The sequence below is a fragment of the Novosphingobium sp. NDB2Meth1 genome (genome assembly GCF_900117425.1).
Lineage (GTDB): Bacteria > Pseudomonadota > Alphaproteobacteria > Sphingomonadales > Sphingomonadaceae > Novosphingobium.
Map to the genome: position 1 here is coordinate 217,245 of NZ_FPEH01000012.1, position 26,923 is coordinate 244,167.

Consider the following 26,923-nt stretch of genomic DNA (forward strand, 5'->3'; position numbering starts at 1 on the left):
GGTCATGGAACAGGCGTCCCCGTCACTCGTGCTGAGCGACACCCCGCTGGCAGGCATCCGCCGGTTGACGCTGAACCGGCCGGAGAAGCGCAACGCGCTCTCGAACGATCTCAGGCGGCAGCTGTTTGCAGCGCTCGAGGCGGCAGACCGGGACCCGGACGTGCGGGTTATCATCCTGCGCGGGGCCGGGCCCTGCTTTTCTGCGGGCTATGACCTCTCGCCCGAGGCCGGGACGCAGCCGCCCCCCTATTACACCGCGGATGGCCCGGGCTTCTGGCCGCGCCATGTCGTCGAGGGGGTGTTCCGGATCTGGGACCTGGCCAAGCCCGTCATTGCGCAAGTCCACGGCTGGTGCCTGGCCGGGGCGACCGAACTCGCGACCGCCTGCGATCTTGTCTACCTCGCCGACGATGCCCGGATCGGCTATCCGCCGGTGCGCGGGATGAGCCCGCCCGATACCCAGTTCCATCCGTGGCTGTGCGGCTTCCGCTCGGCGATGGAGCAGATGCTGACCGGCGATGCGCTGACGGCGGACGAGGCCGTCCGCGTGGGCTTTGCCAACCGGACGTTCCCGGCGGGCGCACTCGAAAGCGAAGTCCTCGCCATTGCCGAGCGCGTCGCCAAGGTCCCGCCAGAAGTGCAGCAGATCAACAAGCGTTCGGTGCACCGGGCGATGGAAGCGATGGGGCTGCGCTCTGCCATTCGCGCCGGCACGGAAATGCAGGCGCTTGCCATGACGACGGACGCATCGCGGCAGACTTTCGCCGGTTTCCGCGCGGGCGACGTGCGCGGGGCGCTCGATGCGCGGGACGGGGCGTTTGGCGATTATCGCACCTCGGGCAAGGACACCTAGCACCGCGCGCCGCGCATCGGCCGGACGTCAGGTCACGATATCGTCCAGCGAATCCAGCGGCATATAGGTCACAGCCGAGACCGCCTCGTTGCCATGCGCAGCGAGCGGATCAGCGCCGTCAAGCGCGGGCCAGCGCAGCCCGGTTGCCTGCTCGATATGCTTGATGGCCACCTGGAACGTGCGGAACTCGCCAAGCTGGAAGCCCTCGTTGGCGGATTCGTTCGCTGAGCTTTCCGTTTTGCGCTGTTCCAGCAGACTGCGGATCATGTCGCCCTGGCTGAGCAGATAGCCGGTGGCATGGAGCCCGCCGTCGGTGCGCGGCATGACCACGACCTTCCAGAACTCCATCGGTATCTGCACATTCTCGATCCCGAGCGCGGGATCGTTGTCCGTCAGGACAGGGCCGGTGAAGACACAGGCGCGGAAGCCCATCGTGCGGGAGCTGTCGAGAATGTAGTTTTCCAGCCCCTGCCACTGGGTCTTCGCCCGGTTCAGCAGGGCGTGCTGTAGTGCTGCGTTGGTGTAGTGGAACGTATCGTCATTCGCGAGCTGGGCATTCTCGCCCCAGTTCGGGTCCTCGCGCCGGACCATGTGCCCGCGGTCGAGATCGCCGACGTAGTAGTGCTTGCCGAGCTGAAGGCTGCGATCGATGCGCTCGTCGAAGAACCAGATGTCCGGCGAGACGCGCTTGATCCGCTTCGCCCGTTCGCCATCGATGTTGACTGCAGTGAACAACGGGGTCCGCCGCGAGCGGGAGTAATAGACCCCGAAATGCGTGTAGCGCAGCTCGCGCGGCTTGTCGGCTTGCTCGTCCGCCGGCGTCGCGAGGTCGCCGATCACGGCATCAAGGTCCGGGATCGGCACGGGCGGCGCATTGTCGAGGAACGCGGGTTCATAGCCGGCACGGCCGGCAAAGTGATCGGCCGGGTGCGATCCATCGGCGGCCTCGGATTCCGGCGCCACATGCGCTTCACTGGGCGCATTGACAACAAACAGCCGCCCCGTCTGGAGCTGGCGCAGCGTCTCGACGCTGACCGCGCTGTTCGCGACCCCGAAGCTGCCTGAGAAATGCAGGCCGACGACGGCGTCCTGATCGACGCTGAGCAGGCAGGAACCGGAATTGCCGCCAAGCGTCGTGCAATCATGCATCAGCAGCAGCCCTGAACCCGATTGCGTGACGAGCCCGGGCGAGAAGCGCTTCACATTGAAGAGATCGCCGAAATAGTGCCGCATCGCCGATTGCTCGTTGCGATCATCATAGGCGGGATAGCCGACGACACCGATGGTTTCGCCAACTTTGGCTCGGTGCTCTGCCAGCGGCAGCGGTGCAGGCTGGCACGTGGCGGTGACGCTGATCTCCAGCAGCGCGCAGTCGGCCTCTGAATCATCGGCAAGATAGACGATCCGCTCGACCGGGCACTCGCGCTCCCCATTCTGCGGCGCACCCACTTCCTCGCGCGTGTCCAGCTTCATGCCGTAGAGCGGTCCGGCAACCGAGCGCAGGAACACGCCGCTGCCATCCCACTTGCGGCGGGCGACGAGCTTCGCGACATGGCGGTTGGTCACGACCCAGCGGCGATCCCCTTTTTCCTCGATCACCCAGCCGGTGCCGCCCCATTGCATCTGGTGGTTGAGGAACTCGACCCGCCCGATCGAGGGCAGGAACCGGTTCATCCGTGCGATCGCGGCCGCATCGAGGGCTTTGAGATCCGTGTCCGGCGCCAAGGCGATCTCGGCAATCGGGTCGATCACGATGGCATCGTTGCGCACCAGCAGCGGCGGCCTTCCGGTGCGCAGTATGATCGCTTCGAGACCGACCGCGCTGCCGACCATCTCGAGGTTTGGCCTTTGCTCGGTGATGCCGGCGGGATTGACCCCGAAGAAGCCGGGATCGATCAGCCCTGCATCGACAGCCCGCTGGGCGACGGCACGCATTCCTCCTGGCATCTGGTGGACGCGGCCGAGCGCGGCTTCTTCAAACGTGGTGCGCGGTGAAGCGGGCGGCAGTTCAGTTTCGGACATGACAGGCACTCCCGAAGAGGGATTTCAGGAAAGGATCAGGCTCAGATCGTGATGTCGCCGCTATCCAGCAGCGCGCGCAGCATCACCGCCGCACCGCATTGCTTGGATACCGCATTGGGATCGAACACACCGTCGCGGACATACTTGCCCTTGGTGTAATGGTTGGAGAAGCTCCACAGGTAGGGCGAGTTGATGTTCTTCGAATAATAGCCGTAACCGTTGTAGCTTTCGAAACGGTACAGCGCACGTGGCACTTCCCAATCGGTCTTGCCGACGTAGCCTTTCATCTCGAGCGCGTCATAGGCGCTGGAGAGCCAGTCGCTTGGCGGGTTCCACTTCAGCGGCCGGTCCTTGGGGATCTGCACCGTGCGCGCCGTGAGCGGGTCGCCATTGTGGAGATGGCCGCTGAAGCTGAAACCGGCTTCCATGGCGTGGACGATGCCAACGAACCACCATGGAACCTTGGTCTTGGCGGCCACTTCCTCATAGCGCGGGCGGCCGGTGCGGAGCCGTTTGAGGTACCACGCCACTTCGCCCTTGCGTGCGGACGCCACCTTGGCGGAGGCGAACAGCGCTTCGTAGTTGGCCTTGAGCTGATCGTAGGTGAAGGCCGCTTCCTCGGTGGATTCGGCGAGGGGCTGACGCAGCGCGTAAGCAGATATCTGGCCGAGCGCGTCTTGCAGATCGACGATCTGCTCAAGCAAGGGTGTGGTGTCTGATGGTGCAATGCCCAGCGCCGCAAGTGCGGCACGGGCATCTGCCTCGTCATCGGGCATCTCGGCCACGGCTTCCTCGGCCGAGCGGAACGACCAGTCGGCTTCGCTGTCGTACCGCGCCTTGTCGGATTTTACCGAGAGATGCACATGGTGGTCGTGCGGGTTCTTGCCGGTGTAAGTCCGCCATGTCCACGCCGGTACGCTGCCGATCGCCGAGGCGTTGCAGATGCGCTTGTTCCAGATGATGTACTTGATGCGGGCATCGGCGCTGGCGCGCAGGGCTGCCGAGAGCTGGTTGCCGTCGCAGCCGTGTGCGGGATCGTGGGTGATGTCCATGGCGGTGACCACGCCGGTCGCCCCGTCCACCACCCAGGGGTTGTGGTCCGAGGCGCGCGACTGGTGCGCCGCATCGCCGATCGTGCCGTCCCAGCCCTTGGCCCGGTTCGGATAGGCTGCATTCACCTGCGCCAGCAGACGCTTGAGCGACTTGGCCACACGCCACGGGCGTACCGCTTCCTCTCCGGCATCCGCGAACGCGGCGGCTTCGGCGGAGCCTGCATCGCTTTCATCGTTGTGTCCGTCGAGCGGGTCGAGCGAGGTCTGCCACTCCTGCTCTTCGGCGTCACGGCGGGTGGTGGGTGCTTGCGCTGCTTCCTCGGTCATGCTGGCTCTCCTCTCGATGGTCTGAATTGCGGGGTCGTCGGCTGTCCTTGATCACCTAGCGGCAGGTCGGATCGCGCCTTTCGCTGCGCAGCGGCGGATCGAACCAGAACTCGAGCTTGAAGTTGACTGGCGCGGTCGTGGCAGGGGCGATTTTCTGGCACGTGATCGCACCAGCCGCGTGGATGTCGGCGAGCTGCCCGAGCTTGTCTTGCAGCATAACGGCGACTTCGCGGTCCTCCGGGCGCTGGTAGCGCACTTCGGAAAGGCCGCTGAAACCGGTGATCAACTGCGCGGCGGGCGTTTCGAACCCGGCTTCGGCAAGCGAGCGGCGGATCGCATCGACCTGCGCCTTGGGCAGGCTGTGGTACTGCACATAGACCTGCGGAATCACGCGCACGGGTGCCCAGAAGAAGCGGCTGCCCGCAAGCGTGACGATGCGCGGGACGGCTTGCAGCACGATCTGGCCGCCGGTCGGTATGGTCGCCTTTGCGTCAGGCGGATTGTACTTGTTCTTGCCCGCGGGCATTTCGGTGAACAGCGCGCTTGCGCCGCGCATTCGCAAGCGTGAGCCCTCGGCAAGGCCGCCAAGCCCGGGGATCGGGCTGCCCTTGAGGTCGCTGACGAGCATGCCCTTGTCAGTCCCGAGCAGGACAGCCCCGTTCACGATGGCAAGCTTGCCCAGCAGATCATCTTCCGGCTTCGGTGCGTCTGCGGTCGCGGTGGCGATCTGCTTCAGCTCGGCTTCGCTGTTGCCGAGCAAGACCGTGTTAAGATATTCAGCAGTCTGAGTGGTTTCCGCTGCGCGATGCTCGTCGATTGCTGCCTTTGCCGACTGCCTCGCAGCGCGCGCGATTTCTGTTTTTGCCACTTCCAGACGGTCGTTGGCCTTGTCGTACATGAACCAGAGGCCAACCAGCGCGGCGGCCTGGACGACGACTACAGCTAAGGCGATTGTCAGGATATTGCGGCGCTTCTGCCAGAATGTCCGCTCGCTTTCCTTGATATAGGCATCCAGCGTCTCGTCCTCGCCCATGAACCTGAGCGCATCGTGCGCAGCCTGTGGGGTCGACAGCAGCAGGGCCGGTTCTCGTCCGGATTGCCACCAGCCAATGGCGAACTGCACCAGCCGATCGCGCTCGGTGTTGTAGGCCGCAGCATCCTTCAGCCACCTGGCCAGATCGGGCCAGTTCTTCTGATCGGCCACATGAACGTCGGCTACTTCGAAGCGGTCGTCGTCGGGCGTCTCGCCCGCCCGGCGTACGATCGAACCGGTTGCGACGAGCTTGGCGAGCAGCGCATCGAATGCGGCCTTGTCTTCGGCTTGCTCGCCCACGCCGGCGCTTCGGCGCAGGGCTTCCCGGTCCTGCGCGCGTCTGCGTTCGACGGTGCTGTCTTTAAGAACCAGAAGGTTTTCCATCACCTTGCGGGCGATCGGCTTCATCTCCGGCGGGTCGAGCGCTTCGTAGACCTGGCGGATCGACTGCGCCGCGGCGGCAGCCCGGAGGCCGCTGTAATCCGCCACGACCAGAAGCTTGGGATAGACGGCGCCCTTGAGGCCCGAAATGGCCGACGCCCAGTAGTCGATGATCCCCTGCGCCTCGTCGCGCTCGCCCGGGCTTTCGAGGTCTGTGCCGCAGGCGGCGACAGCTTCGCGAAAAGCACCCGCGCGGGCCTCGCGCACCGCGTCGTCGGGCAGTGACCGCCACTGCTGCATGAGCGCGAGGTGCTCGTCGCGGATCATGCCGATCGTCACCGGCCCGGAGCGGGGTTCACGCGGCGCAAGAAGCGGCGGCGCAGGCATATCCTGTGTCATGACAGCAAGGCCTTCAGTGGGTCGTTCAATTGGCGCAGCAAGCCGCAGTCCTCGAGCAGGGCGGTATCGGCGCGCTGGAAGCGGACGCGGGCAAAGCTCGTGAACATGCTGAACGCGAGGCGGAAACTCTCGTCGCGCACTTGGGCGGGATCGATCTGGGCCGCCACATCGATGCCCGATTGCGAAAGGACGCTTGTCACATCCGGTTCAACGGGAAACCGCGCGATATCACCGATTAGCGACTGGATGTTTTGCCAGTGAAACTCGATCTCGATCTCGCGGCCGGAGCCCGCCAGCAGTTCCTCGACATTGAAGATCGTGGCGTCGATCTGCTGCCAGTAGCGGTGCACCGACTGGCGCATGACGAGGCGGTTGGCGACGTCCTGAAACCCGCTTTGGATGTTCGCGATCAGGACCGGGTCTTCCTTCAGATCCTTGTTCACCAGGATTGTCGCCGGCTGCGGAAGCCGGGCGATGGCGGACGCAAACGCACCGAATGGAATCTGTTCGGATGTGGTCACCAGCAGGCTGTCGAACTGCGCCATCTGCTGGCGCAGCAGGCTGCGCAGAACGCTCGCGGCAGTCTCTGCGCTTTTTGGGTTCTCGCGGTCGAGCCTCCCGATCAGGCTGATGATCTTCTCGATCTGATCGATCAGGACATTCCGCGCCTGCGCCGCCGCCGGACTGATACCCGCAAAGCTCATCCTGGCCCGGATCGCATCGCCTGCCGTGCGCAGGTTTTCGAGCTGCAGCAGGATGCTCATCGCGCGCATTGCGGGAGGCGTTGTCCCGGCAGCCACACGCTGGAGTTCGGCAAGCGCCGTCATCTGCAACTGATGCAGCGCGTCGTGCGCGCCCTTGAATCCGTCGAGTTCCTGCAGGCGCTGGATGATATCGCGCGCCACCTGCTTGTCTGCGGCGTCGAGCGTGAGCGCCGTCCCGAACTTCTCGAAGTTGCGCTCGATCGACTGGACTCGCCGCTGCATCCGATCGGCTTCATAAGCCGGCCGCACGGTTTCGAATGTCGCTTGGGGCACCAGTGGCAGCAGATCCGGCACATGCTGCCCTGTCCATGTGCGCAGTTCGCTGTTGCCCGGCAGCTTGACGAACAGCGCCTCAAGCGTCTGGCGCTGCATGCCCTCGCTCGTGATCGTCTCGCGGACTTTGTAGATGACAGTCCGCATCGGCAGATCGTAGGCGCCGATCTCCTCAAAGAGATTGAGCCGGATCGCCTCGAAAATCGTGTTCAGCTCAAGATATCCGCCGAGAATGCCGAACGCGCGCGCGAGAATGGCATCAAGGCCATTGTTGCCGCCATCATCCCATGCGGCGATGGCTGGATCGGGCGGCGCACTGGCCATCGCGCTACATCGCCCCGAAGTCGAATGCGGCATCGATCAGCGCGCGGCGGATGCGGCTGATCGGAATGCCCTGGTTGTACCGGGGGTTTGTGCCCGGGTCCGCCGCGTGATGCAGGCCGACGAGACGGAGCGCAAAGTCGAGGACCGGCGAGCCGGAGCTGCCGGGCTCGGTGGTGACGTCGTAGCGATAGCGCAGCCCTGAGCCCGGGATGTCGACCACCTGACCCACCGCGAGCTGGGCTTCTTCGCCATCGGGGTGCTGGGCGATATAGACAAAGTCGTGGATGCCGATGATCGGCGGGGTGAATGGCAACTCCAGCGCGACGCGGTCCGGCTCGACCGGCTGGTCAAGGTGAATGATCGCGAAATCGAGCTCGTCGGGGCCGGGCACGCCGACCCCCGTCAGGTCGCTCTGCGAATAGTGCTTGTGTGGTCCGAGCCAGCCCGTTCCGCCAAGGCCGAACCGGCGGACGGGCACGCTGTTGCGCTCGAAAAAGTCGAACTCGCAGACAATGTCGGCGCCGGCACGCTGCTCCTCGACAGCTTTCTCCACCACGTGGAAGTTCGTGAGCACGGTCCTCCGCCCGATCAGGAAGCCGGTACCGGCAACCGCAGGCGTGCAGATCCGGCACAAGGCGTGCCGAACGCGGCCGATGCCTCTGAAGAAATCGCCGAGATTGACCGGCTTGGAACTGGCGTTGACCAGCCGCTGCAAGGCCGATCTGGACAGGCCCGGGGCTTCGGTTCCAGCAGCAGGAGCGATCCCTGCTCCCTTGAAGATCTGCGGCGGCGGCGCAGGCGGCGCATAGCGCGCGATCACGCCGGGCTGGTCGGTCAGCCAGGCATCGGCCATCGCCTTCAGCTTCAGGTTGCCCGGCTTGTCGCTCCACGCGAGCCCGAGCAGATCGAGCAGCCGTCCTTCAGAGCGGGCATACTCCACGATGCGGCGGACGATGAGCCGGCCCGGACCATCGGTGCCGACGATATCGTCCGCCACCCGCACGGCCCATTTGTCGGCAAGGCGGATGTAGAGAAAGTCCTTGTCCGGATAGGCCGAGAGCAGCGCGTCGACGAGTTCGGGCACTTGCGCATCGGCGACCTCCGCCTCGCGCGGATAGAGCTCGTCCAGCAATTGTGTCGTGTCCGCCATGCCCCGCCCCCGCGATACCCGGCTCCCTGATCAGATCTCCGCGCCCGCGATCGTGTCGTCGATAATGCTCAGCAGCTTTGTCCTGAGCTTTGGCTCGATCGACGCCAGCAGCCCATTGTCGGCGGTGAGCGTGGTCGATGTGCTGTCGAAACGCGCGCCGGTCTCGGACAGCTTGAAGAAGAGGATCGTGGTCTCGCCGGTTTCGACATGCAGCCGGGCAATGGCATACTGGATCGTGGTATCGACCGCAGAGGCGTTGACGGCGGCGAAGTGCATCTCGCTGACATCGAAGCGGCGGGTCTGCCGGTCGAACAGGGTGATCCAGGGCGATTGCTCGTCCATCTCGTCGAGCGATTTCAGCGCCTGCAGAATGACCGGTCCGACCGCCGCCCCGCCGAATGCGAGGGTCAGCAGGGGCAGGATCGCCTTGTGCACCGAGACGTTCTTCTTCTTGATCTCCGAGTGCACGATATTCATGCCCGAGATGCGGAAGCCGATCCCGGTCAGCGCCTGCGTATACTGCGCCAGCCAATCGTCCTCGTCACCTTCCCCGGGCGTAACGGCCTTGGTCGCCACCCGGCTCGCAAAAAGCAGTGCGAGCGAGATCGACGAGCGCAGGACCACGTCCGGAGTGTTCTTGAAGTCGATCAGGGCAGTGCCCGACACGACGAGGTCCGGCAGCTTGGTGAGATCGAGCTGGCTGCTCTGGAGCTCGACCCCCTCGAGCGTGGCATCGATGCCGACATCGGTCATCTCGATGGATTCAAGCGGATTGATGGCCATTGTGACTGCTCCTCTCCACACAGGTCCCCGTACGGCAGCCGATGAGCCGCGAAGCGGAAGTTGTTCTTGCGCGCACAGCACCATGATCGGCCGAAGCCGGGCTGTGCTGCAAAGTTGGTCGCCAATTGCGAGAAGTTGCTGGTCGCACCGCTGTCCCGAGCAAGCCCAAAGGCCGAAGGTGACATGCAGTTGCGCGAGCGCCGGGCCATTAAGCGTGGCCTTGAGGGCGTTTCGAATCTCAAAATGCATTGATTCTGACGCCGCAGACAAATCATGCCTCAAGCATAATTCGTGTCAAGGACTCAAAATTGCGAGATGCCATCGTAAACAAGGCAGTAAGGAGCGGACAGGATCTTGCCGGAAGCCGTGTCAGCCGGGCAGGTTCTCCGTTGCGATAGCTTGCGCCAGCTCCGCGACCAGGGTTCTGACCAGTTCCGCCGCAGTCATGCTGCGCAGCAGAGGCGCGCCTTGTCCGGCCCAGTGGGCGCCATAGCCCTGTTCGCCGCGTGCCTTGGCGGCGACATGGAGTGCTTTGCCGAGATCGTAGGCGATCGGATAGGCGGGGACCATTGCCTCTTCGCAGCTGCCGTTCATCGCCGCGAAGCGGTTGGGCAGGATTCGCGCCGGGCGACCGGAGACCATGCGTGTCATCACGGTGCCTGCTCCGCCGCCTTGGACCAGCGCGGCACGATATCCAGCGTCGGCCAGGCTTTCGTCGCAGGCGATGAACGCCGTGCCCAATTGTGCGGCCGAGGCCCCCAGCGCGAGCGCGGCGGCAATCCCGCGCCCGTCCATGATGCCACCCGCCGCGATCACCGGGATATCGAGCGCGGCGGATACAAGGCGGACAAGTGCGAACGTGCCGAGCATTTCATCTGGTACATCGGGATCGAAACTGCCGCGATGACCACCCGCTTCCCACCCCTGCGCGACAACTGCATCGATACCCGCGGCTGCAATCGCGCGGGCTTCAGTAAGGTTGGTTGCGCTTGCCAGCAGTACGATACCGGCCTCCTTGAGCGCCGCAACGGTCGCGGCCGGGGGCAGGCCGAAATGAAAGCTCACCACCGCCGGGCGCTCTTCCAGAAGAACGCACAGCATTGCATCATCCCCTTGAAAGCTGCGGTAGATCTCGCGCAGCTCTGCCGGGGGGGTAACGCCATAGTGAGTGAACAGCGGCGCAAATCGCCTGATCCACGCCGCTTCCTTCGCCGGATCGGCCTGTGCGGGGGCATGGCAGAACAGATTGACGTTGAATGGTCGCTCCGTCCGGGCCCGCACCGCCCGGATCATGTCCCGAGCAGCCTCTGCGTTGCCAGCGCCGACCGCGATGGAGCCGAGTGCGCCTGCATCGGATACGGCAGCGGCCATGTCAGGCGAGGAGACGCCTGCCATCGGGGCCTGGATCAACGGCACGCTGATGCCGAGCAGCGAAAGAAGGTGGTTCGCGGGCATTGCCGCATACTCGTAGGCGCCGCCGGGCCAGACAGCAATGACCGGCAGACAGCCCCTTTCACCGCGCTGCCGGACATGGCACATCGCTTGGCGGGAGAGCGTAAACAATGACATGGCAATCCGAGATCGATGAACTGCGCCGCCGTGAGGCGCTCGCCGAGAAGATGGGCGGGCCGGACAAAGTCGCGCGTCAGCATGCGCGTGGCAAACTCGATGCGCGGGCGCGGATTGCCGGACTGGTCGATGCTGGTTCGTTCCGCGAGATCGGCAAGATCGCGGGCAAGGGGCACTATGACGCTGCGGGCGATCTCACGGACCTCAGCGCCTCGAACCTGATCTTCGGCCGCGCCGATATCGAGGGCCGACCGGTCGTGGCCTCCGCCGACGACTTCACCGTGCGGGGCGGTGCGGCCGATGCGGCGATCCACCGCAAGTTCGTCCAGTGCGAGAAGATGGCGCACACTCTGGGCATCCCCATGATCCGCATGATCGACGGCACCGGCGGCGGCGGCTCGGTGCGTACGCTGGAGGACATCGGCGCGACGTATGTGCCGGCCGTTCCCGGCTGGTCGGACGTGATCCGCAATCTCGATACCGTGCCGGTCGTCGCGCTGGCGCTGGGGCCGACGGCGGGCCTGGGCGCCGCAAGGGTGGTGGCGAGCCATTATTCCTTGATGGTGAAGGGCCTCTCGCAACTCTTCGCCGCCGGGCCAGCCGTGGTCGAGGCACTGGGCGAGGCGAGCGACAAGGAAAGCCTCGGCGGCAGCGCGATCCACACCCGCAACGGCGTGGTGGATGACGAAGTCGCCAGCGAAGCCGAAGCCTTCCAGCGCGCGCGCCGGTTCCTCTCCTACCTGCCGTGCCGCGTCGGCCAGCCCGCGCCGCGCACCAGGCCGCGCGACCCGGTTGACCGCCGCGAGGAATTCCTGCTCGCCGCCGTGCCGCGCGATCCCAAGCAGGTCTATTCGATGCGCCGTGTCGCCGAGGCCGTGGCCGACAAGGGCAGCGTGTTCGAAATGGGCCGCCAGTGGGGCCGCGCCGCGATCACCGCATTTGCCCGCTTCGATGGCTGGCCGGTGGCGCTGCTCGCCAGCGATCCGTCATTCCTCGGCGGATCGTGGGAAGCGCGCACCTCGGAAAAGGTCGAGCGCTTCGTCAAGCTCGCGGACCAGTTCCGCCTGCCGATCGTTCACCTTGTCGACAACCCGGGCTTCATGATCGGCCTCGCCGCAGAGACCAGCGGCACGATCCGCTACGGGGTGCAGGCAATGAACGCGATCTACCGCGCCACCGTGCCGCTTGCCTCGGTGATCGTGCGCCGCGCCTATGGCATCGCCGGCAGCGCGATGAGCAACGCTGACGACTTCCAGTACCGCTTCGCCTGGCCTTCGGGCGATTGGGGCAGCCTGCCCATCGAAGGCGGGATCGAGGTGGCCTACAAAAGCGAACTGGAGCAGGCCGAGGACCCGGCAGCGCATCTCGAAATGATCCGCGACCGCCTCAACCGGGTCCGCTCGCCCTTCCGCACGGCCGAGCGCTATGCCGTGGAGGACATCATCGACCCCCGCGATACCCGGCCGCTGCTGTGCGAGTTCGCCGAGCTCGCGTGGCGGAAGCTGGGCGCGGCCTGAAGGTCAGGGCGCGCCGGGCTCGCCGTGCCTACTCACCGTGATCGTCGGCATCGATCCACACGACGTGGGAGTCGATCTCGAGCTTGAGGATCGCGCGCAGCGCCGCCATGCGCGCGGCGATCTCCTCGCGCCGCGCGTCGCCTGCCTGTCGCTGGGCGAGCAGCACGTCGGCCAGATCGATGGCGCCCAGTTTGCCGCCCGCAATGGTGCGCTCGGCGACGGCATTGGCTGCATCGGCTGACTGTGCCAGCGCCTGCCAGCCCGCAAGGCGGGTCTCGGCCAGCGCCTTGTCTGCCGCCGCCATGGCAGCCACGGAGCGCTGCACCCCGGCCAGATCCTGCGCAGCCGCACGGGCATTGGCGGCGGCTTCCTCGGCCTGATAGCGCCGGTATCCACCGCCCAGCGGCATCGTTGCGACGACGCCGAGACCCTTCTCCATCCCGCCGCGCTCGCTGAAGGCGCGCACGCCGAACGAGGGATCGGCGCGGCGTTCGGCGCGGGCGCGGTCGGCGGCAAAGCCTTCGCGGTCGGCCATCGCCTGCGCTGCGCCGATCTCGTGGCTGCGTTCGATGACCAGTTTGGCCAGCATATCAAAGCCGATCACCGGTTCGGCCGGCGCGGTCGGGGCAGGGGGAGCCGGGGGCAGGGGAATACCCGGAAATGTTGCTGCCAACCGCGCGCGGGCCTCTGCGGCGCGGGCCAGTGCATCAGCCCGCTGGCCCTTGGCGCGGGACAGCGCCGCGCGTGCCTGATCGACATCCAGCGCCGCCGCATCGCGCAGCGCGGCCCGCCGCTCGACCGCACCGAGCGCGCGTTCAAGGTAGGCGATATTGGCGGCATCGCTGGCGGCCAATGCGCCAGCCTCGACCCAGTCGAACCACTGCTGGGATAGCGCTAGCGCGGCTTGGTGGCGGGCATCGGCCATTTCGTTCTGCGCGAACCTGATTCCCGCAGCGCCCGTCTTGCGATCGAGCGAAGCCTTGCCGGGGAGGCGGAAGGGCCGCGAGAGGGTGGCGTCGAACTCGGCGAAGTTGCCTTCCCGATCGACTGCTCGGCGCAGCGCAGTCGCCTGGATCGAGATTTCCTGCGGCCCGCGCGCCAGGGCTCCCGCTTGTGCCCGCGCCGCATCGATGCGGGCAGCAGCTGAAAGCACGCCCGGGTAGCTGTCGAGCGCTTCGCTGACGAGGGGCGCGGGCGGCAGATCCGCGCGCTGATCAAGCGCAGGGCCGGGCTGTGCGGCAGCGACGGCGGGGAGGGCCACCGCGAGCCATGCTGCAGCACGCAGCCCGCGCAACGAGTGCAGCACATCAGCCATCGGCACGTTCCTCAGGGCTTTCGCCAAGGCGTTCGAACAGGATCGGCAGCAGCACCAGCGTCAGCAGGGTCGAGCTGACCAGTCCGCCGATCACGACGATGGCGAGCGGCTGTTGGATTTCGGAGCCGGGGCCAGTGGCAAAAAGCAGCGGCACGAGCCCGAAGGCGGTGATGCTCGCGGTCATCAGTACCGGGCGCAGACGGCGCTCGGCACCGAGGCGCACCGCTTCGGCCATCGGCACCCCCTCCGCGCGCAGCTGGCGGAAGTACGAGACGAGGACGAGGCCGTTGAGCACAGCGATGCCGAGCAGAGCAATGAAGCCGACCGACGCGGGCACCGAGAGGTATTGCCCCGCCGCCCAGAGCGCGACGATCCCGCCGACCATAGCGAAGGGAATGTTGACGAGGATCAGCAGCGCCGCACGCAGCGAGCGCAGCGTGGCGAGCAGCACGAAAAAGATCAGCAGCAGCGCCGCCGGAACCACCAGCGAAAGCCGCGCGGCGGCCCGCTGCTGGTTCTCGAACTGGCCGCCCCACACCACGCGGTAGCCCGCTGGCATCGGCACGCGGGCCTGCACCGCCGCCTTGGCCTCCTCGACATAGCCGACGAGATCGCGGCCCGAAACGAAGGCCTGCACCAGTGCATAACGCGAGCCGTTCTCATGATCGATCTTCACCGGGCCGGCCACCGGGCGCACATGCGCGACATCGCTCAACCTGACCGTCTGCCCGCCGGCGCCCCGCAGCAGCGTATCGGCAAACGCGGCGGGATTGGCCTCCACCCCCCCGCGAGCGCGCATCACGATGGGAATGCGCCGGTTGCCTTCCGCCACCACGCCCGCGCGCACGCCTTCCAGCTGGCCGCGCAAGGTGTCCTCGATCATGTCGACCGAGAGCCCCGCGCGCCCGGCCGCAAGGCGGTCGATATCGATCTGGAGATAGTCGACCCGGTCGTTGGCAACGGTCATCACCTCGGTCGCGCCGCGCGTGCCCTTGAGGATCGCCTCGACCTGACCCGCCAGCTTGCCCAGCGTCGCGCCGTCCGGCCCGAAGATCTTGACCGCAAGGTCCCCGCGCGATCCGGTCAGCATTTCGGAGACGCGCATTTCGATCGGCTGGGTGAAGCTGGAACCAATGCCCGGCAGCAGCGTCATCGCGTGGCGCATGTCCTCGATGATCGCTTCCTTGCTGCCGCGCCATTCGCTCTGGGGCTTGAGCGTCACGAACGTGTCCGTCTCGTTGAGGCCCATCGGATCGAGCCCCAGTTCGTCCGCACCGACGCGCGAGATCACACGGTCGACTTCGGGCACCTTGGCCTTGAGGATGCGCTGCGCCGCCATGTCCCCGGCGACCGAATGCGGCAGGCCGATGGAGGGGCTTTTGACCAGCTGGACGATCACGCTGCCCTCGTCCATCTGCGGCATGAAGGTCTTGCCCACCGCGCCATAGGCAACGACGGCGGCGGCAAGGCCCAGGCCCGCAAGGCCATAGACCAGCTTCTGCCGCGCGAACGCCGCACCGAGCAGCGCGCTGTAGCGCGGCGCGAGCTGGCGCATCAGCCACGGCTCACCATGTGCGCCTGACTTGAGGCCGAGCGAGGCCAGCGCTGGAACCAGTGTGAGCGCCAGCAACAGCGCCGCCACCAGCGCGAAGATGATCGTGAGCGCGACGGGCGCGAAGAGCTTGCCTTCAAGGCCCTCGAGCGAAACCAGCGGCAGGAACACCAGCGCGATGATCAGCAGCCCTGCGGAGACCGGCACGATCACGTCGCTGGTGGCGCGGAACACGTGGTGGAGCCGCGGCGATATGTCGTCGTGCGTCTGCGCCAGCCGTTCGACCACGTTCTCGACCACCACGACCGCCCCGTCCACCAGCATGCCGATGGCGATGGCCAGGCCGCCGAGGCTCATCAGATTGGCGGTAAGGCCCCAGCCGCGCATCAGGATGAAGCAGATGAGGGCCGCCATCGGCAGCGTGGCGGCGACAATCGCTGCGGCGCGCCAATCGCCGAGGAACACCACCAGCAGCACGACGACGAGGATCGTCGCCTCGAGCAGCGCTTCCTCCACGGTGCCCACCGCGCGGGCGATCAGGTCCGACCGGTCATAGAAGACGTTGATTTTCATGCCGGGCGGCAGGCTGTGCTGCAGTTCGGCAAGCCGTGCCTTCACGCCGGTCACCACCTTGCGCGCATCTGCCCCGCGCAGCGCAATGACGAGGCCTTCGACGGTCTCGCCATGCCCGTCCGCGCTGACCGCGCCGTAGCGGGTCAGGCTGCCATTGCTGATGGTCGCGACATCACCCAGCCGCAGCACGCGTCCGCCCGGCGCGTGGAGCACCAGCGCGCGCAGGTCATCGAGCGTCCTGATCGCCCCCACCGCGCGCACGATCAGCGCGTTCTCGCCATTGGCAAGCCGGCCCGCACCATCATTGCGGTTGCCGCTTTCGACCGCGGCCTTCACATCCGCCATCGTCAGCCCCGCCGCGCCCAGCGCCAGCGGATCGGGCCGCACTTCGAAGGTGCGCACATAGCCGCCCAGCGCATTGACGTCCGCGACGCCGGGCACGGTGCGTAGGGCCGGGCGGATCGTCCAGTCGAGCGCGGTCCGGCGTTCTTCCAGACTTTGCGGTCCGTCGATGGTGAACATGAAGAGTTCGGAGAGCGGCGTTGAAATCGGCGCGAGGCCGCCGTTCACGCCTGCAGGCAGATCGCCCATCACGCCTGCGAGCCGCTCGCTGACCTGCTGGCGCGCCCAGTAGATGTCGGTGCCGTCGGTGAAGTCGATGGTGACGTCGGCAATCGCATACTTGGCGGTCGCGCGCAGCACAGCCTGCTTGGGCAGGCCCAGCATTTCCTGCTCGATGGGCGCAAGGATGCGCGTCTCGACCTCGTCGGGCGTCATCCCCGGCGCCTTGAGGATGATCTTCACCTGCGTCGGCGCGATATCCGGATAGGCATCGATGGGGAGGTTGGCGAAGGTCCAGCCGCCAATGCCCGCCACGACCAGCGCGGCAGCCAGCACGAGGAGGCGGAACGACAACGCCTTAGCGAGAAGTTCGCGGAGCATGGCAGCAGTGCAATCAGTTGGCGCCGGCGAGCGTCGAGAGTTCGCTCACCCCGCTCGCCGCGACGCGTTCGCCTGCGGTGAGGCCCTGTGTGATGACGGCGCTGTCGCCGGACACTCCAGCCACGGTCACCGGTCGCGCACGGACCCCGCCGCGCACTGCGACGAACACAACTTTGCCGCCGTTCATGTCGCCGAGTGCTGCAAGCGGTATCCGCACGGCGCCTGCCGGCGCGGGGCCTTCGATACCGATCGAGGTCGCGCTGCCTGCCGCCGCGCTGCCTGCCGGTATGGTCGCGGTGACCGTGGCCGAACGGGTCGCAGGATCAAGCGACTGGCCAACCGCCGTAACCGTGCCGGAGACGGTGCCGATGCGTACGGACATGCCGGGCTTCACGGTCGCCAGCAGCCGCTCCGGAAGCTGCGCGGTGACTTGCAGCGGGCCGCCACCGTCGATCACGAAGGGCGCCATGGCCGGGTCGACCGCTTTGCCAGTCTCGGCGCTCATCGCACTGATGCGGCCGCTGATCGGGGCACTCAGCGTATAGCCTGCGCCGCCCGCGCGTCCGCCGGGGACAAGGCCGATGAGCCGCCCCTGTTCGCCCACGTCGATATCCGCCTGACGCGCGAGCGAGGCGGCTTCGTCGGCGCGGGCAGGGGCGATGATGCCCTCGCGCGCCAGTTGGCCTAGCCGCGCAGCCTGCGCGCGTGCGACGCTCTGCCGGGCACGGGCGCGGGCGAGTTCGGCGGTAAGGCTGACCATGTCGCGGCTCGCAACCGTGGCGAGCGGCTGGCCCGCGCTCACATCCTGTCCATTCACCACGAAGATACGGGTGATGACGCCGGGAAACTGCGCAGCAACCGCAACCCGCGCGTTGGGCTGGGGCATGATCTGCGCGGGGAGTTCGGCTACCGGCACCGTCTGCGCCGCCGATGCGACCGCCAGCGTCAGCCCAAGCGCGTGCATCTGTTCAGTGGATAGGGCAATCATGCCGTCCTTCGCGGTACCGGGCGCGGCAGCAGTGACGGGCGCAGCGGTGCTTGCCCCTTGCGAGGTCATCCACCACCAGCCACCGCCCGCGAGCAGTACGGCGGCCACGCCGCCCAGGATCAACGAATTCTGCTTCATGCTGCCCGCCCTAGTTGGTGAAGCTGACGTCAGTCTGACGCGCTGACCGAGGGAAACCGCAGCCGCAGTTCCCGCGCCTCCGCACTCGTTTCCAGCGTCCCGCCATGCGCCCGCATGATCCGCTCGACGATGGCAAGGCCAAGCCCCGCACCATGCTTGCTCGCGTGATCGGCGCGGCGGTGGCGCTGCGTCAGAGTGGCCAATTGGTCCGCCGAAAGCCCGGGGCCTTCATCGCGTACCGCCAGCAAGCCGCCCGCCTCGGTTCGGACGGTCACGCAGCCGCCCGCCGGGCTCGCCCGCAGCGCATTCTCGATCAGGTTGCGCAGCGCCGCGCCAATCGCTTCGCGCCGCCCGGTCACGACAACCGGCGCGTCCGCCTCCAGCGCCAGCCGCAGTCCCCGGTCGAGCGCTATGGGGGCAAGCTGGGCAAGGACATCGCCCGCCACATCACTGAGGTTGACCGGCATCGGAGCGATCTGCGCGGCATGATCGGCGTCGATCTGCGCGAGCAACATCAATTGGTCGATCAGCCGCCCCATCCGCGCGACATCGCCGCGCATGCGTTCGGCATCGGGATGGTCGAGCCGGTCCAGCTCGAGCGACAGGAGCGTCAAGGGCGTGCGCAGTTCATGCGCGATATCGGCCGCAAAGGCCTCATGCAGCGCTGCGGCACCATCGACACGCCCCAGCACGCGGTTGATCGCATCGGCAAACGGGCGCGCCTCGATGGGAAAGTCGGTGGTATCGACACGGACACCCCGCGTCTCTCCGGCCCGCGCATCGATCTGTGCTGCAGCCTCGATCAAGGGGCGCACGCCGCTCTTGATCGCCCAGCGGCCCGCCAGCGCCATCGGCAGGATGAGAACGGCCATCGGCAGCAAAACGTGTTCGCTGAGTTCGTGGATCGCGCGGACGAAGGCATCGTGATCGCCGAGATTGCTGAACGATATGCGGTACTCAATGCCGATCACGATCAGCAGCAACAGCGCCCCCAGCCCGCCGACCCATGCAAGGCTGGCGGTCAGACGGCGAATGATCGACGGCGGCCTGCTCATGCCCCGCGCGCCCTTGCCATGTATCCGACCCCGCGGATCGTGTGCAGTTCCAGCGCGGCGCCTGCCTCTTCCAGCTTGCGGCGCAGGCGCGAGATGTTCGCCTCGACGGCATTGGGCGTGACCGCCTCGTCGAAGGTATAGAGGCTGCTTTCGATCACCGCGCGGCGCACGACTTGTCCGGCGCGGCGCAGCAGGAGTTCGATCAGCGCCGCCTCACGGCGGGTGAGGTCCAGCGGATGGGCATCGACCGTCACCTGCTGGCTCGCCGGATCGAACGCCACATTGCCGAGGCTCAGAATGGCATCCTGCCTTCCGCCGGGCCGCCGCAGCAAAGCCCGCAGCCGCGCGGCAAGCTCGCTCATCGCGAAGGGCTTGGGGAGATAGTCGTCGGCACCCGCATCCAGCCCCTTGATGCGGTCCTCCAGCGCATCGCGCGCGGTCAGGACGAGGATCGGCGGGCGCGGTCCATGCTGCGCGCGCATCCAGTCGACCCCGTCGCCATCGGGCAGGCCCAGATCGAGCACGATCCCGTCGAACGAGGTGGCGGCCAGCGCATCCTCCGCCGACGCCAGCGTATGCACCGCATCGCAGACATGGCCTTGCGCGGCGAGGCCATCGGCGATCAGCCCGGCCAGTCGCTCATTGTCCTCGATGATCAGAACCCGCGCCATTCGACCCCGCTATGGCCAACGGGCGGGCAATAGCAAGCAAGCCTGACGGGAGGCTGACGGGGGTCACGGCTCGGTCGGCTGCGTTGTCCATCCCAAAGCAGGGATCGTTATCGAGCGGCGTCCGGAAAGATCGGTGCGCGCGACGATGATATCGCGCTCTTCCATGTAGCTCAGCACCCGGCGCGCCCGGCCGAGCGAACTCGTTCCGTAGACCAGCGCGAGTTCCTGATCGCTGGGGCAGGGCTGGTTCTCGCTCGCCGCCCGCGCGATCAGCAGGAACGCACCGAGCATATCGTCCGGCACGCGGCGGCCCGCTTCGAGTGCCGGCGCCCATTCGTCTTCCAGGCCCTCGAAGATTCCCGCGCGCGCCGCCGCCAACCGGCGGGTGAAGCCTGCCAGATCGAGTGGCGTCTGCCGCAGCCCGTGCATGCGGCAGCGGACCTGGAAATCCTGAAACAGCACCGCCGTCGTCTTGCCGGTCGCTTCCTCGTCACCGACAATGGCGCGCAGGGCGGCGACCATGACCGGCTCGGGATCGACCGGTTCGGGAAGCTCTTCCGCAACCGGTTCGATCGGCAGGCGGGCGAGTTCCTCCAACACCAGCGTCGCCGGCTGCGGGCGCGGCGTGGGAACCGGGGCGGGGAGGGGCGTGGCATCCTCAAGCCCGGCCAGCAGGAATTCGCGCATGTCTCCGGCGGGCGCATTGGGAAGCGGCACCAGCACCGGGCTGCTGCTGCGTGCCGAAGTCTCGACCGTGCCGATCTTGAGCATCACCGGCCGGCGGGCGATGGCGGGGCCAAGCCCGAGGAATGTCCCGCGCGCCAGATCGCGGATGGATTCGGCCTGCCGCCGTTCCATGCCGAGCAGATCCGCCGCGCGCGCCATGTCGATATCGAGGAAGGTGCGGCCCATCAGGAAGTTGCTCGCCTCGGCCGCGACGTTCTTCGAGAGCTTGGCAAGGCGCTGCGTCGCGATGATCCCGGCGAGACCGCGTTTGCGCCCGCGCGACATCAGATTGGTCATAGCGCCAAGCGACGCGCGGCGCACTTCCTCGCTGACCTCGGCCCCTGCAGCGGGGGCAAAGATCTGCGCCTCGTCCACCACCACCAGCGCCGGGAACCAGTGCTCGCGCGGGGCATCGAACAGGCCCATCAGGAAGGCGGCGGCGCAGCGCATCTGGCCTTCCATCTCCAGCCCTTCGAGGCTGAGGACCACGGAGGTGCGATGCTCGCGGCAACGGCGGGCAAAGTGCGTAATCTCGCTGACGGAGTAGTCGACCGCCTCGATCGAAACGTGGCCATAAGGCCCCGATAGGGTCACGAAATCGCCCTCGGGATCGATGATCACCTGCTGGACTTGCCCGGCGCTTTTCTCGAGCAACCGCCGCAGCAGATGCGATTTGCCCGAGCCGGAATTGCCCTGGACGAGCAGCCGGGTTGCCAGCAACTCCTCCAGATCGACCAGCGCCGCACCCCCGGCACCATCGAATCCCATATCAACCTTGAGCGTCATCGCTCGGCGCATGGCCCGTTTGCGCGGTTCTGGGCAAGACCCGCACACAGCCTTATGCGGTGAAAACCCCGCGCTGCCATATTGAACAGCTCCTGCTGTTGCAGCCAAGCGCGTAGACCGGGGCCAAAACAGGGAGAGTCGCCGCGTGAACAAGTCGGTCAGTCTGGGTCAGGCCTTGCGGCGGGCGGTCCATCTGCGCGGTGATGGCGTGGCCGTGATCGACGGCGACAAAACGTTCACATGGAACGCTTTTGCCGATCGCGTCGCGCGTCTGGCGGGCGCATTCAAGGCGCTAGGGCTGAGCACGAATGGCCGCGTTGTGCTGCTTTCGCTCAACAGCCACCGTTCGCTCGAATGCTTCTTCGCCGCGATGCACGCGGGCGGCGCGATCACGCCGCTGAACCACCGCCTCTCCCGGATCGAACTGCGCGATCAGGTGGCGGACTGCGCGCCGGACGTGATCGTGCTGGGCGATGACTTCTGCGAGATGCGCGGCGAACTGCTGGCAGCGGCGGGCGGCAAGGCGGCGCTGGTCCATGCGGGTGATGGCATGGCACCGGATGGCATGCACGCCTACGAGGCGCTGATCGAAGAAGCGTCCCCGCTCCCCGATCAAGGCCGCTGCGGCGATGATCTGGCCGTCCTGATGTACACCAGCGGCACCACGAGCGCGGCCAAGGGCGTGATGATCAGCCACGCCAATTTTGTCGCCAATACGGCCAACACCTACGGCGAACTCGGCTTCGGGCCGGATATCGTCCACCTCCATCACGGACCGCTGTTTCATGTGGCTGCTGCCGCGCGGGTGTTTTCGGTGACGCACGCTGCTGGCACCCACGTTCTTCTGCCGAGGTTTGTCGCCAGCGAGGTCATCGCGGCCATTGAATGGACCGGCGTCACCCACGCGACCTTCGTGCCGACAATGCTGCGCGCGATGCTCGATGATCCGGCGCTGATCGAGGCGGACCTCTCCTCGCTGCGCGTCCTCTCCTACGGCTCGGCGCCGATGCCGGAACCGTTGCTGCGGGAAATCATGGCCGCGCTGCCCCATGTCGGCTTCCTGCAATCCTACGGCATGACCGAGCTCTCGCCGGTGGTGACGATCCTCAATTGCGACGATCACCTGCCCGAAAACTGGCCCAGCGGCCGCCTGCGTTCAGCAGGGCGGTGCGTGCTCTTTGCCGAAATCGGCGTGGTGGATGCGCAGGACCGCCTGCTTCCTCCGGGCGAGCCGGGCGAGATCGTCGCGCGCGGGCCGAATGTGATGCTGGGATACTGGAACCGACCCGACCTTACCGCCGAGGCGCTTCGCGGCGGCTGGATGCACACCGGCGATATCGGCTACATTGACGCGGACGGCTACCTCTTCGTCATCGACCGCCTGAAGGACATGATCATCTCGGGCGGCGAGAACGTCTACTCGCTCGAAGTCGAGAACGCGCTCGCGGCCCATCCCGCCGTTTCCCAGTGCGCGGTCTTCGGGCGGCCGCACGGGCATTGGGGCGAGGCGGTCCATGCTGTCGTGACGCTCAAGCCCGGCATGGAAGCCGGCGAGCGCGAACTCATCGACCACTGCCGCGCGCTGCTGGCGCACTACAAATGCCCGCGCACGCTGGAGATCCGCGACCAGCCGATGCCGCTGAGCGGTGCCAACAAGATCTCCAAGGCCGCGCTCAAGGAGGAATTGCGCACGCGCGGCGGTTGACGATGCGATTGCCTCAAAATTGCGAGTTGCCCCGCCGCCTGCCCGGCGTCAGCCTCTCTCCCAAGGGATGGGAAGAGGCGCGCCAGAACAATGATCGACCCTTACGTCTACGTCGTGATCGTCAGCGCACTCGCGCTCCTGGCCTATTACTTCACCCTGCTGATGGCCGGCCTCGCGCGCGGGCGGTTCAAGATCCCGGTGCCCTCGCACAGCGGCCCCGAAGAGTACGAGCGCTATGTCCGCGCGCACCAGAACACGCTGGAGCATCTGGTGCTGTTCCTGCCCGGCCTATGGCTGTTTGCCTATGTGGTGAGCCCCTACTGGGCCGCCGGCATCGGCGTGATCTGGCCCCCGATGCGCGTCCTTTATGCGCGCGGCTATCACAAGGCGGCGGAAAAGCGGCTGATCCCGCTCTATATCTCTATGCCGCCTATCTACACTTTCGTGCTCGGCTCGCTGATCGGCGGGATCGTGCGCGTGGTTCAGGGAGCCTGACGCAATGGTGGCTGACTATGATCTGGTGATCCGCGGCGGCACCATCGCCGATGGCAGCGGTGGCGATCTGATCGACGGCGATCTTGCCATCGCGGGCGGACGCATTGCCGCGATCGGTGCCATCAGCGGTCGCGGCACGGAGGAAATCGACGCCAAGGGCCGGGTCGTCACGCCCGGCTTCATCGACGTCCACACCCACTACGACGGCCAATGCATCTGGGCCGAAGAGCTATCGCCCTCGTCCGCGCATGGCGTGACGGCGGCGGTCATGGGCAATTGCGGCGTCGGCTTCGCACCGTGCCGCAAGGCCGATCATGAGATGCTGATCAACGTGATGGAAGGCGTCGAGGACATTCCGGGCGTGGTGATGACCGAGGGCCTGTCATGGGATTGGGAGACCTTCCCCGAGTATCTCGACACCGTTGCCGCCGGAAAGCGCGACATCGATATCGCCGCCTACCTCCCGCACTCGCCCTTGCGCGTCTACGCGATGGGTGAACGCGGCGCGGCCCGCGAACCGGCGACCGAGGCGGACCTTGCCCTGATGCGCCACCTGACGGCAGAGGCCATGCGTGCCGGGGCCATCGGCTTTGCCACCTCGCGCCTCTCGATCCACAAGACCGCCGATGGCGGCGCGATCCCCACCTTCGATGCCGATATTGCCGAACTTGAGGCGATCACGCGCGGCATGGGCGATGTCGGCGCGGGGACGTTTCAGGTCGTGCTCGATGCCTTCGTCGGCTGGGACAAGGAATACCGCGTGATCGAGCGGGTGATCGAGGCTAGCGGGCGGCCCGCGACCTTCACGCTCGCTTCGGGCAACGATGCCCCGCCGCGCTGGCGCCGCGTGCTCGAAAAGCTGGAGGCCACCAATGCGGCAGGCGGCATCGCCCACGCGCAGGTCATGCCGCGCCCCATCGGCCTTATCGCCGGGCTCGAACTGACGGTGCATCCATTTGTCCTCTGCCCCAGCTGGTCGAAGATCGCGCATCTTTCGATCCCCGAGCAAGTCGTCGCCATGCGCGATCCTGCCTTGCGCGAGGCGTTGCTCGGCGAGGACTTTGCCCCCGGCCACCCCTTCAACGCGCTGGCGCGCAACTGGCGCTGGCTGTTCCCGCTCGACAATCCGCCCGACTACGCCCCGCCAGCGCATATGAGCATGGCGGGTCAGGCAGCGGCGCGCGGCTGCACCCCGCAGGAAGTGGCCTACGACCGCATTCTGGAGACCAACGGGTACGGCCTGTTCCTCGCCGCGCTCGGCAACTACGAAAACGCGACGCTCGACAGCGCCCATGAGATGCTGAAGCACCCTTATTGCGTCCCCGGCCTCGGCGATGGCGGCGCGCATTACGGCGCGATCTGCGATGCGAGCTATTCGACCTATCTGCTTACCCAGTTCGTGAAGGGTGACGGACCGCTCAAGCTCGAGCTGGCCGAAGCCGTCCACATGCTCAGCCGCAAAGCCGCCCGGGCCGTCGGCCTCGATGATCGCGGATTGCTGAAGGCGGGCGAACGGGCCGATCTCAACGTGATCGACCTCGATGGCCTCTCGCTGCACCTCCCCGAAGTGGTGCGCGATTTGCCCGCCGGCGGCCGCCGCCTCCACCAGCGCGCAACCGGTTATGAAGCGACCATCGTCGCGGGCGAAGTGATCCGCCGGTTCGATCGGTCGACCGGTGCGCGGCCGGGCAAGCTGATCCGGGGCGCGGGATACCGCCTGAACTAGAAGATCGAGGTTCCCATCCCGCCATCGACAACCAGAGATTGCCCGGTGACGAAACTCGCCTGCGCGCTGCAGAGCATCGCGACCATCGCGCCAAGGTCCTCCGCATCGCCGAAGCGTCCGGCGGGGATGCGCACGGCTTTCACGAACGATGCGACTTCCTCGTCATAAGTTCGGCCGTTCTTCGCCGCGCGCGGGTTCATCATCTCCTCGATGCCCGGGGTGTGGTGCATTCCAGGCAGCACCGAATTGACCGTCACGTTGTAGCGCGCGAGTTCCTTCGAGATCGCGTGGCAGTAGTTGGCCAGCGCGGCGCGGGGCGGACCGGACAGCACGCGCATGGCCGCAGGGTACTTGGCGGCGCCGGTGCTGATATTGACGATGCGGCCCCAGCTTCGCTCCATCATCGGGCCGGAGACAGCCTTGATGTAGTCGATCGGGCTGAGCAGCGCGGTGGCTACCGACTTTTCGAACTCCTCGCGCGAGACCTCCCGGAAATCCCCGGTGAACGGCGGCGGTGCGCAGGTTGCGACGAAGATGTCGGGATCGGGGCATGCGGCCAGGATTGCAGCGCGGCCTTCATCGCTGGCGTGATCGGCTGCAATGGGATGCACCTTGGCACCCGTCTCGGCAGCAATCGCGGCGCAGGCTGCCTCAAGTCGCTCCACACCGCGCGCCGAAATGAATACCTCCGCGCCTTCCCGCGCCAGCGCAAGCGCCGAACCTCGCCCCATGCCTGCGCTTCCGCCGTTGACCAGCGCTTTGCGGCCCTTGATTCCCAAGTCCATAATGCATCCTCACCCGTGCCTGGCTGCGATCATCAGCCTATCTCTGTCCCGGTAAACTGGCGATAGTGGGGACGTATAGGTCAGCGCAACGTTGACAGCGCCGACGCGACGAGCGCCGCAAGGTCCCCGTCATGAACAAAACCCGCGCGGTCGGCAGCGGGTGTCAAAAGCGGAGGCTGCGCGGCAAAGGTGGCTTGCAGGGCGGCATCGGGTGCATAGCGAACCAGATCTGGCGACGTGTCGCACTGGCGCGCAATCTCGGCGACGAGATCCCCGACCGTCACGCGAAGCGCAGGCAGCGTTACCGCCCGGGTCGGCGGCAGCTGTGCGGTATCGAGCTTGGCAGCATGCAGCAGATTGGCGGCGGCGCAGCTGACGGACTGGGCCCAGATCGTGCCTTGCGCCGCTATCGGACAGGTAAAGGCGTTCTCGGCTCGCAGCGCATGGAACAGATCGGAGAGGAAAGCGGACTTGAGCCCCGAAGGCCCCTGTGGCCGGGCCAGCAGACCCGGCAAGCGCACCGATACGCCGTCGATCATGCCGCGCTGCGAAAACAGGGCAACAGCGGCCTCCATCATCGCCTTGTGTCCGCCGTAGATCAGCTTCGGCGCCAGCGGCGTGTGATCGTCGACGAGCGGCGGCAGGGGATCGCCGAAGACGGCAATCGAACTGGCGAACACCACGCGCAGGCCGGGCGAAGCGGCAGCGGCTTCCAGCAGCAGGTCGTACATCGCATCGACATTGATCCGGCGGCTTGCCGCTGGATCGGCCTCTGCTGCACCGCCGGGGACGGTCGCGAGATGGATCAGCACGTCAAGGCCGCCGGCTGTCAGGGCGGCGCGGATCGCCGGATCGCCGAGGTCACCTTCGACCGGTTCGACGTCCGCCGGCAGTCCATCAAGCCTCCTGTCGGTCGCGACGACGCTGCGGCCGGATCCCGCGAGTGCCGCGACGAGGGCCTGTCCGACGAACCCGCCGGCACCGGTTACGCCAATTCTCATCTGCATCTGTCTCCCTTC

At 66.6% G+C, this 26,923-nt stretch carries 20 protein-coding genes; 5 read left to right on the forward strand and 15 right to left on the reverse strand.

The genetic code is table 11. The annotated features are described in order from the left end of the window. Positions 1-4: 4 nt before the first annotated feature. Entirely contained in the window at positions 5-853 is an 849-nt protein-coding gene (locus NDB2M1_RS05795; protein ID WP_072380424.1) for an enoyl-CoA hydratase/isomerase family protein, read from the forward strand. A gap of 27 nt (positions 854-880) precedes the next feature. On the opposite strand, the gene NDB2M1_RS22855 is transcribed toward NDB2M1_RS05795, so the two are convergent. The 7 genes from NDB2M1_RS22855 to NDB2M1_RS05830 form a co-directional block, all read right to left on the reverse strand. Next, on the reverse strand, positions 881-2,875 hold the full coding sequence (locus NDB2M1_RS22855; protein WP_216233957.1) for a DNA/RNA non-specific endonuclease: 1,995 nt from the start codon (positions 2,873-2,875) through the stop codon (positions 881-883). Positions 2,876-2,916: 41 nt separating this feature from the next. After that, positions 2,917-4,254 (reverse strand): hypothetical protein, encoded by a 1,338-nt coding sequence (locus NDB2M1_RS05805; protein ID WP_216233958.1) that lies wholly within the window; start codon positions 4,252-4,254, stop codon positions 2,917-2,919. 55 nt (positions 4,255-4,309) lie between these two features. Further along, entirely contained in the window at positions 4,310-6,067 is a 1,758-nt protein-coding gene (locus tag NDB2M1_RS05810; RefSeq protein WP_072380426.1) for an nSTAND1 domain-containing NTPase, read from the reverse strand. Further along, a complete protein-coding gene (locus NDB2M1_RS05815; RefSeq protein WP_072380428.1) occupies positions 6,064-7,428 on the reverse strand; it encodes a hypothetical protein in 1,365 nt (454 codons plus the stop codon). Before NDB2M1_RS05815 ends, NDB2M1_RS05810 begins: the two co-directional genes overlap by 4 nt. 4 nt (positions 7,429-7,432) lie before the next feature. Beyond that, positions 7,433-8,578, reverse strand: coding sequence for a trypsin-like peptidase domain-containing protein (locus NDB2M1_RS05820; RefSeq protein ID WP_083554684.1), 1,146 nt, complete (start codon positions 8,576-8,578; stop codon positions 7,433-7,435). 30 nt (positions 8,579-8,608) lie between these two features. Beyond that, entirely contained in the window at positions 8,609-9,361 is a 753-nt protein-coding gene (locus tag NDB2M1_RS05825; protein ID WP_072380432.1) for a hypothetical protein, read from the reverse strand. A 369-nt stretch (positions 9,362-9,730) separates the two neighbouring features. After that, a complete protein-coding gene (locus NDB2M1_RS05830; protein WP_072380802.1) occupies positions 9,731-10,816 on the reverse strand; it encodes an NAD(P)H-dependent flavin oxidoreductase in 1,086 nt (361 codons plus the stop codon). Positions 10,817-10,923: 107 nt separating this feature from the next. Between NDB2M1_RS05830 and NDB2M1_RS05835 the strand changes: the two genes are divergently transcribed. Continuing rightward, the gene (locus NDB2M1_RS05835; protein WP_072380434.1) at positions 10,924-12,447 is read left to right on the forward strand and encodes an acyl-CoA carboxylase subunit beta; all 1,524 of its coding nucleotides are present in this window, start codon (positions 10,924-10,926) and stop codon (positions 12,445-12,447) included. 28 nt (positions 12,448-12,475) lie between these two features. Here the strand turns inward: NDB2M1_RS05835 and NDB2M1_RS05840 are convergent, their stop codons facing one another. From NDB2M1_RS05840 to NDB2M1_RS05865, 6 genes are all read right to left on the reverse strand, one after another. Next, complete coding sequence (locus tag NDB2M1_RS05840) at positions 12,476-13,762, reverse strand: TolC family protein (RefSeq protein ID WP_083554685.1); 1,287 nt, start codon at positions 13,760-13,762, stop codon at positions 12,476-12,478. Further along, positions 13,755-16,829 carry an efflux RND transporter permease subunit gene (locus NDB2M1_RS05845; RefSeq protein ID WP_072380436.1) on the reverse strand — a complete coding sequence of 1,025 codons (3,075 nt, stop codon included), beginning with the start codon at positions 16,827-16,829 and terminating at the stop codon, positions 13,755-13,757. Before NDB2M1_RS05845 ends, NDB2M1_RS05840 begins: the two co-directional genes overlap by 8 nt. A 13-nt stretch (positions 16,830-16,842) precedes the next feature. Further along, positions 16,843-17,955: an efflux RND transporter periplasmic adaptor subunit gene (locus NDB2M1_RS05850; RefSeq protein ID WP_072380438.1), complete on the reverse strand. Its 1,113-nt coding sequence runs from the start codon at positions 17,953-17,955 to the stop codon at positions 16,843-16,845. A 29-nt stretch (positions 17,956-17,984) separates the two neighbouring features. Further along, positions 17,985-19,010, reverse strand: coding sequence for a sensor histidine kinase (locus NDB2M1_RS05855; RefSeq protein WP_072380440.1), 1,026 nt, complete (start codon positions 19,008-19,010; stop codon positions 17,985-17,987). Then, on the reverse strand, positions 19,007-19,681 hold the full coding sequence (locus NDB2M1_RS05860) for a response regulator (protein WP_072380442.1): 675 nt from the start codon (positions 19,679-19,681) through the stop codon (positions 19,007-19,009). The genes NDB2M1_RS05855 and NDB2M1_RS05860 overlap by 4 nt, the downstream gene beginning before the upstream one ends. A gap of 63 nt (positions 19,682-19,744) precedes the next feature. Beyond that, the gene (locus NDB2M1_RS05865) at positions 19,745-21,193 is read right to left on the reverse strand and encodes a helicase HerA domain-containing protein (RefSeq protein WP_072380444.1); all 1,449 of its coding nucleotides are present in this window, start codon (positions 21,191-21,193) and stop codon (positions 19,745-19,747) included. A 145-nt stretch (positions 21,194-21,338) separates the two neighbouring features. Between NDB2M1_RS05865 and NDB2M1_RS05870 the strand changes: the two genes are divergently transcribed. From NDB2M1_RS05870 to NDB2M1_RS05880, 3 genes are all read left to right on the forward strand, one after another. After that, positions 21,339-22,898: an acyl-CoA synthetase gene (locus NDB2M1_RS05870; protein WP_072380446.1), complete on the forward strand. Its 1,560-nt coding sequence runs from the start codon at positions 21,339-21,341 to the stop codon at positions 22,896-22,898. 90 nt (positions 22,899-22,988) lie between these two features. Further along, positions 22,989-23,393 (forward strand): MAPEG family protein, encoded by a 405-nt coding sequence (locus NDB2M1_RS05875; RefSeq protein WP_054122845.1) that lies wholly within the window; start codon positions 22,989-22,991, stop codon positions 23,391-23,393. A gap of 4 nt (positions 23,394-23,397) precedes the next feature. Continuing rightward, complete coding sequence (locus NDB2M1_RS05880; protein ID WP_072380448.1) at positions 23,398-25,119, forward strand: N-acyl-D-amino-acid deacylase family protein; 1,722 nt, start codon at positions 23,398-23,400, stop codon at positions 25,117-25,119. On the opposite strand, the gene NDB2M1_RS05885 is transcribed toward NDB2M1_RS05880, so the two are convergent. Together NDB2M1_RS05885 and NDB2M1_RS05890 are read right to left on the reverse strand one after the other, a co-directional pair. Next, the gene (locus tag NDB2M1_RS05885) at positions 25,116-25,904 is read right to left on the reverse strand and encodes an SDR family oxidoreductase (protein WP_072380450.1); all 789 of its coding nucleotides are present in this window, start codon (positions 25,902-25,904) and stop codon (positions 25,116-25,118) included. The two genes, NDB2M1_RS05880 and NDB2M1_RS05885, sit on opposite strands and share 4 nt — an antisense overlap. An 80-nt stretch (positions 25,905-25,984) precedes the next feature. Continuing rightward, the gene (locus tag NDB2M1_RS05890) at positions 25,985-26,905 is read right to left on the reverse strand and encodes an NAD-dependent epimerase/dehydratase family protein (protein WP_072380806.1); all 921 of its coding nucleotides are present in this window, start codon (positions 26,903-26,905) and stop codon (positions 25,985-25,987) included. Positions 26,906-26,923: the final 18 nt, after the last annotated feature.